The following is a 7,079-nucleotide window of genomic DNA, read 5'->3' as shown; positions in this document are numbered from 1 at the left end:
GGTCGAGCCGGGAGGGCGTTCGCCCTGGGTCAAGGACCTTTCGACCCGGAAGATCTGAATCGGAATCCGGAACGGCGGGCTGCGTCGCCCCCCGGCCAAATGATCAGATTTCTACGCTTCTGAGTGAGCGTCTACACTCGGTCGGCGTCCCACGGAAACTGGGGTCCACTACGAGCAGGTCCGCATCCCGCTGCAGCAGCACCTCACCGTGCACCTGCGCTTCGATGTAGTGATCCAGATTCCGGCTGGCGGACCGCTGGGATGGCAGGGGTCGAGTGCGTCCGAGATCCGTACGCAGAGACTCGATGAGCGCGGCGGGGCGAATGTCGCCACGCCCCAGCGCGGAGCCTCGAAGAAAGCTCTCCGTCAGCAGCGCCGCAAGCACGTCATCCCATTGCGCCCATACGCCCCGAGCCGGTGGATTCTCATGGGAGTCACCAAAGCAGAACGTGCTGCGCCGCGAACAGCTCGGAGTCAATACGAAGTAGCTGGAGCCGAAACGGGGAGATGGCCCGTCTGCATGTCCCATCAACGCCAGCGCGCCGTAGCGTGGCCGCAACGAGAGCGGGAGGTCGGGGGCACGGTACGCATCGCCGAAGAGCTCGTTCTCCCAGCGGTCCCGGGGGCCACCCCGCTCCGGTGAAAGCATGCCGTTGGAGAGCTGGGTCTCGAATTGGTTCCGGTAGATACCGTCATCGCGCAGCGCCTCGGCCACGCTGCGCCCATCCCCCGCAAGGCGGTCGGGGTGGAAGTGCAACGCAACGCAGGCGTGGCTCTGCAGCTGCCCGATGAGCGCATCGATCGCGTCCAGCGGCAAGTTGGACATGCGACAGATGTGCTCGATCGTATGGCGAGCGGCGACCCGACGGGCCTGAGCATGGGCCGCCACATGATCGATCGCCTGCTGCTTCGGCGCAGTCTCCGTAGCCCCGCCTCCTTGAACTCGACCGCAGGATAGCGCCGCGACCTGGAGTGTTTGCCCGGTCCGGGATTCACGGGGTCTCTTGCAAGAGTGACCGGTCCGCTAGGCAGCCCCCGGAATCTCGGCCGGATCGAGCAAGGCGCCGGCCTTGCGCCAGCCCTCTGCCAGAAGCCACGTATGCGGCGTGGCGACCGCCACGACCTGTCCGCCGGGTCGCTCCCGCGCTTGAGCGACGATCCCTCTGGCAGAGCACCGCCAACCCTCGAACCAACGCCCTGAAGAAGCGGGATCGATCCTCGTTGTCCTGGGCTTCGTCTTCATGTGCCTACGTCCATTCAGGAGGACGTAGCCCATCGCATTCCGCACCTGGCTCGGCGTCCGTAGCACCACGTGATGGAATCGATCGAGTAGGACACGCCCCTTCCGCCCGAATACCCGGTTCACGGCCCGCGCCAGACGAGATCCCAACGCATTCATCCCCCTGCCGAGCGCCCCCGCATCCCTGGCCTCGACGATCAGATGCAGATGATTCGACTGGATCGAATAGTGAACGAGCCGGAAGTCCGTGCGCTCGAGCACGCAGGCAAACGATCGCTCCACCTCCCGCACCAACCGCCTATCGCGAAGCGACGGAACATCGGGCCGGACCTTCAATGTCACGTGGCAGGGGTGCCGCGAAGCCAAAGGCGCTCGCTGAAGGTGGGCAACTCGCGGGTTCGGCCCCCGCTTGCGCCCAGCGCCCTCACGCCTTCCACCCCAGCCATGAAGAGGAAGATCGAGTTGGGGAGTCCGACGCAACATAGTGTTGATAATGGCATTGTTTAAATGTCGTGTCAACATAGACCCACGCATACAGCCACCAGCCCCAATCCGGCCGGGAACCGGCCGACAGTCCACCCGATCCCCGGCTCGGAGCCGACATCGGCCTCGCCCGTGCGGGCCAAGGCGCCGCGCCCCCACGTCGACCCAGCGAGAACCCTTCGCAGGATGAAAGGATGCCCTCACACCCAACCCGTCCCCCCTCGAAGGCCCCGCGAACCCCAAGCCGGCCAGCCACTCCGCCCCGCAGGAGCCGCCACCGTCAGCCCTCAGCTTCCGGGGACCAGCTCTCCCAGGATTCGCTCCCCTCGCGCGCCGGTCGTCCGTGGCAGGTGATTCACCAGCCCGAGCCGAGCGTTGCGGCCCATCAACGAGAAGGCCATCGCCTCCGCTGCAGCGGCCGGAACTCCCACGGCATCGAAGGGCTGAACGTCGGCCGTGAGACCGCATTCCGCCAAAGCCGCCATCAAGACCGGATTGCGCGCACCGCCACCGCCGACGAGCAGGCGATCGACGCGTGGCACGCCCAGGAAATCGCGGGCAGCACTCGCAACGCTCTCCGCAACCAGCGCGACCAGCGTGGCAAGAAGATCATCGAGAATCCTGCCGGTCTCCTGCCAACGCGACCAGAGCAGCTCGGCTTCGGCCAGGCCATATCGTTCCCTGCCGGTGCTCTTGGGCGGAAGGCGCTGGAGGTAGGGATCGGCCAGGAGTTCGCGAAGCAAGGGCTCATCCACCCTGCCCCTTCCAGCTCCTTCGCCATCTCGATCGAAACGCTCTGCGCCATCGCTCGCCAGGGAGACGACACCATCCATCAGCGAGTTGGCCGGGCCCACATCGAACGCGACGACATCTTCCGCGGCAGCTCCGGCCGGAAGCCAGGTGACATTGGCGATGCCCCCCAGATTCAGAACCAACCGATCTTCGGTCGGGTCCGCCATCACCGCCCAATGGAAGAATGGAGCCAGGGGTGCCCCCTCCCCGCCCGCAGCGATGTCGCGGGTGCGGAAATCCGCGATGGTCGTACAGCCGGTCCGTTCGGCGATGACCGAAGGATCTCCGATCTGGAGCGTGGCTCGGTGCTCGGGATGGTGAGCGACGGTCTGGCCGTGAGAAGCAATCACGTCGACCTCCTTCAGATCCAGCCCCGCGCGTTCAGCGACGGCCCGAGCCGCTCCGGCGAAGCGCTCGCCCAGCTCCACGTCCAGCCGGGCCAGCTCCGCCAGGGCTTCCGGGCCCGGTACCCGACCCGCCGCCAATCGGTGAATCCGTGCCTGGAGCTCCCGGCCCAGCGGGATCTCACAGAAGGCGAGCAACTCGAAAGGCCGGCTCTCCCCGCCCTCGGGCCAGGCGACCAGCGCCGCATCCACGGCATCCGCGGAGGTCCCCGACATCAGCCCGATCACCCGCATCGGAACCCCTCGACTCGGCCGCCCCGCCCGATCACCTGCATCGGCGGGAGGTTAGAGCCCCGCGCGTTGACACGCCGGGCCACACCGCGCATCCTCCGCCCCCGGTTCGCCCGGGCGATGGGATCACACGCTCGCTCCTGTTGGAGACGTTCAAGGGATCCGTCACTCGCCGGAAGGCGCGCCCCTGAGGCATCTCCACCCCACCGCAAGGTGAGAAGAGGGGCGCTGCCGAGCGGACCTTCGGGCCCGGCACGGGGCGGCACCGGCGACATGGAGCCCACCTGGTAGACCCACCAGGAACGAGCTCTCGTCCCTCCTCGGGCGGACCGGAACGCCAGCCTTTCGAGTGGAGAACCATCGATGACCGATTCGTCCCGAACCCAGGGATTCGCCATCTGCGGAGCCGCCGCCTTCCTGGGGCTGGTCTTCCTGAACGGACTCTTGAATGGAGCCTGGTGGGCGGTCGCGATCCCGGTGGGCATCCTGCTCGGCTTCGTCCTTGGCCTGACCTTCTGGGTCGGCTGGACGATCGCCACGATCGAGGTCGAGCCGGAGACGGACCCGACCACCCAGCCTCCTTCCCCGCCTCCGGCGAGTGGGGCAAGCGGCGACGAAACGGACGGCGGATAGGCCCGTGCGGATCGCGCTTCTCACCTACCGGGGCAACATGTACTGCGGTGGGCAGGGCATCTACACCGCGTACCTCGCGCGCGAGTGGAAGAAGGCCGGCCACGAGGTCCATGTGATCGCGGGGCCGCCGCTGCCCGATCTGCCGGATGACATTCCCCTTCACGTGATTCCGAACGAGAACGTGTTTGGCCTGCCCCTCAAGGAATGGGCGCGGCAGAGGGATGCGCGGGCGCTGCTCTCTCCGGTGAACCTGTGGGAACTCGGAGTCTCCCGCATGGGCGTCTTCCCGGAGATGCAATCGTTCGGCCTGCGGCTCTTCCTGCGCTGGAAGGAGCTGCACGAGAAGCATCGCTTCGACATCGTCTTCGACAACCAAAGCCTCTCCTGGGGCCTGCTCGGTATCCGGGCTCTCGGCGTGCCCGTGGTCTCGGTGATCCACCATCCCCTGCACATCGACCGGGAAGCGGATTTCGCCGTCGATCCGCGCTTGATCAAGAAGGTGCGGCGCACGCTCTACTTCCCGCTGTTCATGCAGCAGCAGGTCGCGCCGCGGCTCGACAAGATCGTCACCGTCAGTGAGGCCTCACGAGCAGAGATCGAGCGCTGCTTCGGAATCCCGGAGAAGGACATCGCGGTCGTCTACAACGGCACCGACGCCGAGGTCTTCCGTCCCTTCCCCGAAATCCCGAAACAGACCGATCTCATCTTCGTCGGCCGCACCGAGGATCGAAAGAAGGGCATCGGAACGCTCCTCGAAGCGCTCTCATTGTTGCCCGATGTCACCCTCAAGATCGTCGACGGACGCATTCCAGATCACGGACTCGTCCCCGCGCTCGTCAAGCGGTTTGGTCTCGAGCAGCGCGTCACGGTGAACGAGCATTTTCTCGAGCTGCCGGATCTGGTGCGCGAATACTCCACGGGCAGGATCGCCATCGTGCCTTCCTTTTTCGAAGGCTTTGGCTTCCCCGCCAGCGAGGCGATGGCTTGTGGTCTGCCGGTGATCGCCAATGCCGCCGGTGCACTGCCCGAGGTCGTGGGGACCGACGGCCACGCTGGACGACTCGTTCCGCCGCGCGATCCCCGAGCCCTGGCCAACGCCATCTCCGAAATCCTGGCGGAGCCGGAACGCGCTGCGGAAATGGGCCGCGCCGCCCGGGAGCGCATCCTCAACGTCTTCTCGTGGTCGGACGCGGCAGCACGCCTGACCGACGTGTTCGAAGACGTCCTGCTGGCTTCGCCGACTCGATCCCGAGCAGCCTGACCCATGCTCCTCACCGTGGATCTCGACCGGCTCGACATCCGACCCGGCCAGCTGCTGCTGGACGCCGGCTGCGGCGAGGGGCGCCACTGCTTTGGTGCATTGGAGCGCGGCGCTCGGGTGGTCGGTCTCGATCTGGACCTCGACAGCATGCGCCTGGCGCACCGGGCCGTCCGCCGAAGGGCAGACGAGTTGGAGACCGCGGGCGGCATGCTACAGGGCAACACCTTCGCCCTGCCCTTCGCGGATGCGACCTTCGACCGTGTGATCTGCTCGGAGGTGATGGAGCACGTACACGACTACGGCGCCGCCGTCCGCGAACTCTCCCGGGTGACCAAGCCCGGTGGCCGCATCGCCGTGACGATTCCTACCGCCACCAGCGAGCATCTCTATCTGCGCCTGGGCGACGATTATTTCGAGAGCCCCGGTGGGCATATCCGCATCTTCAAGCCCCGCCAACTGGCACAGGCCCTGGCCAAGGCCGGCCTTGCGACCGAGGGCGCCGGATTCGCCCACGGGTTGCATACGCCCTATTGGGTGCTGCGCTCGATCATGAGCCTGCCCCGCGCCGACGAGAGCGCGATGGTGCGCGCCTACCGCCTCTACCTCGTGCGTGCCACGGGTTCACCGCTGATGGATTGGATCGAGAAGAAGATCCTGAACTACATCTGCCCGAAGAGCGTCATCCTCTACGCGAGCAAGCCCGCGAGCAACCCCGAGGAAGACGTGCGCGCGGCGGCTTGATGCCTCGCCCCCTGCGGATCGGATTCGTCGCCTACCGAGGCAACATGCAGTGCGGCGGCCAGGGCATCTATCTCTGGTTCCTTGCACGGGAACTCACCCGCCTCGGCCACGAGGTCGACGTGATCGTCGGGCCGCCCTACCCCGACGCGATGCCCTTTGCCGACAACGTGACCGAGATCGAGAACGAGATGTTCTGGGCACGCTGGTTCATGAAGGACTGGGCGGAGTTCCTGCCGCGGCCGAACCCTCTGCGCATCTTTCGCCCTCTCCACTTCTACGAGTTGGCGGCGAGCCGCATCGGGTTCCTGCCCGAGCCGTTCGCTTTCAGCCTGCGTGCCTTCCGGGCCCTGGCAGGCAGGATCCGCGCCGGGGCCCGCTACGACGTCATCCACGACGTCCAATGCCTGGGCTATGGCCTGCTCGGAATGCAGGCTCTCGGCCTGCCCGTCGTCACCACCGTGCATCATCCCCTGACGGTCGATCGGCGTGCCTCCTTCGTGCGCGACGAAACCCTTCGCGACGCGATCGGAACGATGCAGTTCTATCCGATCGGGATGCAAGCCTTCGTCGCCCGCCGCCTCGAGCGCGTGCTCACCTCTTCCCATGCGAGTGCCGTCCAGATCCAGCGGGATTTCGGAGTGCGCCCGGAGCGCATCAGCATGCTCGGCAACGGCCTCGACACGGACCTCTTCTCGCCCGACCCTACGCTTGAACGCTCGAACACCGAGATCGTCTGCATCGGCCGAGCGTCGGACCCCAACAAAGGCATCCGCAGCCTGATCCGGGCCCTGGCGCTCCTCGGCAAGGACGTGACGCTCACCCTCGTCGACTCCGCCCAGAGCGAGGCCAGCGCCTGGGCACGGGAGATCGGCTGCGGAGACCAGCTGCACCTGGCGGGACGCGTACCGACCGAGGAGCTGATCCACCTCTACCGCCGGGCCGCACTCGTCGTGGTCCCCTCCCGCTACGAAGGATTCGGCCTACCGGCCGTCGAGGCGATGGCCTGCGGCACCCCTGTCGTCACCACCGATGCAGGAGCCCTGGCCGAGGTCGTCCAGGTCGCCGGTGGCGGCGTCACCGTCCCACCCGACGATCCCGAAGCGCTGGCGAAAGCCATCTCCGACCTGCTCGCACGACCCGAAGAACGCCACCGCCTCGGCGCCCGCGCACGCCCGCGCGTCGAATCCGCCTACGCCTGGCCCCGCATCGCCGAACGAACCCTCGACGTCTACCAACAACTCAACAAGCGGGGACGGGGTTTACAATTGACTTCTTGAGAGGGGGCAGAGCCCTC

At 66.6% G+C, this 7,079-nt stretch carries 7 protein-coding genes; 4 read left to right on the top strand and 3 right to left on the bottom strand.

Annotated elements, in window-relative coordinates:
• Window positions 1-103: 103 nt before the first annotated feature.
• The 3 genes from GY937_03745 to GY937_03735 all read right to left on the bottom strand — a co-directional run bounded on the left by GY937_03745 (window position 104) and on the right by GY937_03735 (window position 3,153).
• The gene (locus GY937_03745; GenBank protein MCP5055821.1) at window positions 104-889 is read right to left on the bottom strand and encodes a DUF3626 domain-containing protein; all 786 of its coding nucleotides are present in this window, start codon (window positions 887-889) and stop codon (window positions 104-106) included.
• A 135-nt stretch (window positions 890-1,024) separates the two neighbouring features.
• The gene (locus GY937_03740) at window positions 1,025-1,582 is read right to left on the bottom strand and encodes a hypothetical protein (GenBank protein ID MCP5055820.1); all 558 of its coding nucleotides are present in this window, start codon (window positions 1,580-1,582) and stop codon (window positions 1,025-1,027) included.
• Window positions 1,583-2,010: 428 nt separating this feature from the next.
• On the bottom strand, window positions 2,011-3,153 hold the full coding sequence (locus GY937_03735) for an anhydro-N-acetylmuramic acid kinase (protein MCP5055819.1): 1,143 nt from the start codon (window positions 3,151-3,153) through the stop codon (window positions 2,011-2,013).
• A 360-nt stretch (window positions 3,154-3,513) separates the two neighbouring features.
• On the opposite strand from GY937_03735, the gene GY937_03730 reads away from it, so the two are divergent.
• From GY937_03730 to GY937_03715, 4 genes are read left to right on the top strand one after another with little or no spacing between them, the layout of a single operon-like run.
• Entirely contained in the window at window positions 3,514-3,783 is a 270-nt protein-coding gene (locus GY937_03730) for a hypothetical protein (protein MCP5055818.1), read from the top strand.
• Between the two features lie 4 nt (window positions 3,784-3,787).
• Complete coding sequence (locus GY937_03725) at window positions 3,788-5,044, top strand: glycosyltransferase family 4 protein (protein ID MCP5055817.1); 1,257 nt, start codon at window positions 3,788-3,790, stop codon at window positions 5,042-5,044.
• Between the two features lie 3 nt (window positions 5,045-5,047).
• Entirely contained in the window at window positions 5,048-5,785 is a 738-nt protein-coding gene (locus tag GY937_03720) for a class I SAM-dependent methyltransferase (GenBank protein MCP5055816.1), read from the top strand.
• Window positions 5,785-7,062 (top strand): glycosyltransferase family 4 protein, encoded by a 1,278-nt coding sequence (locus GY937_03715; GenBank protein ID MCP5055815.1) that lies wholly within the window; start codon window positions 5,785-5,787, stop codon window positions 7,060-7,062. The genes GY937_03720 and GY937_03715 overlap by 1 nt, the downstream gene beginning before the upstream one ends.
• The last annotated feature ends 17 nt before the right edge of the window (window positions 7,063-7,079 follow it).

It is taken from the genome of bacterium (assembly GCA_024228115.1).
GTDB lineage: Bacteria > Myxococcota_A > UBA9160 > UBA9160 > UBA6930.
Note: the sequence above shows the minus strand (reverse complement) of the source record. Positions and strands in the feature narration are given on the sequence as shown.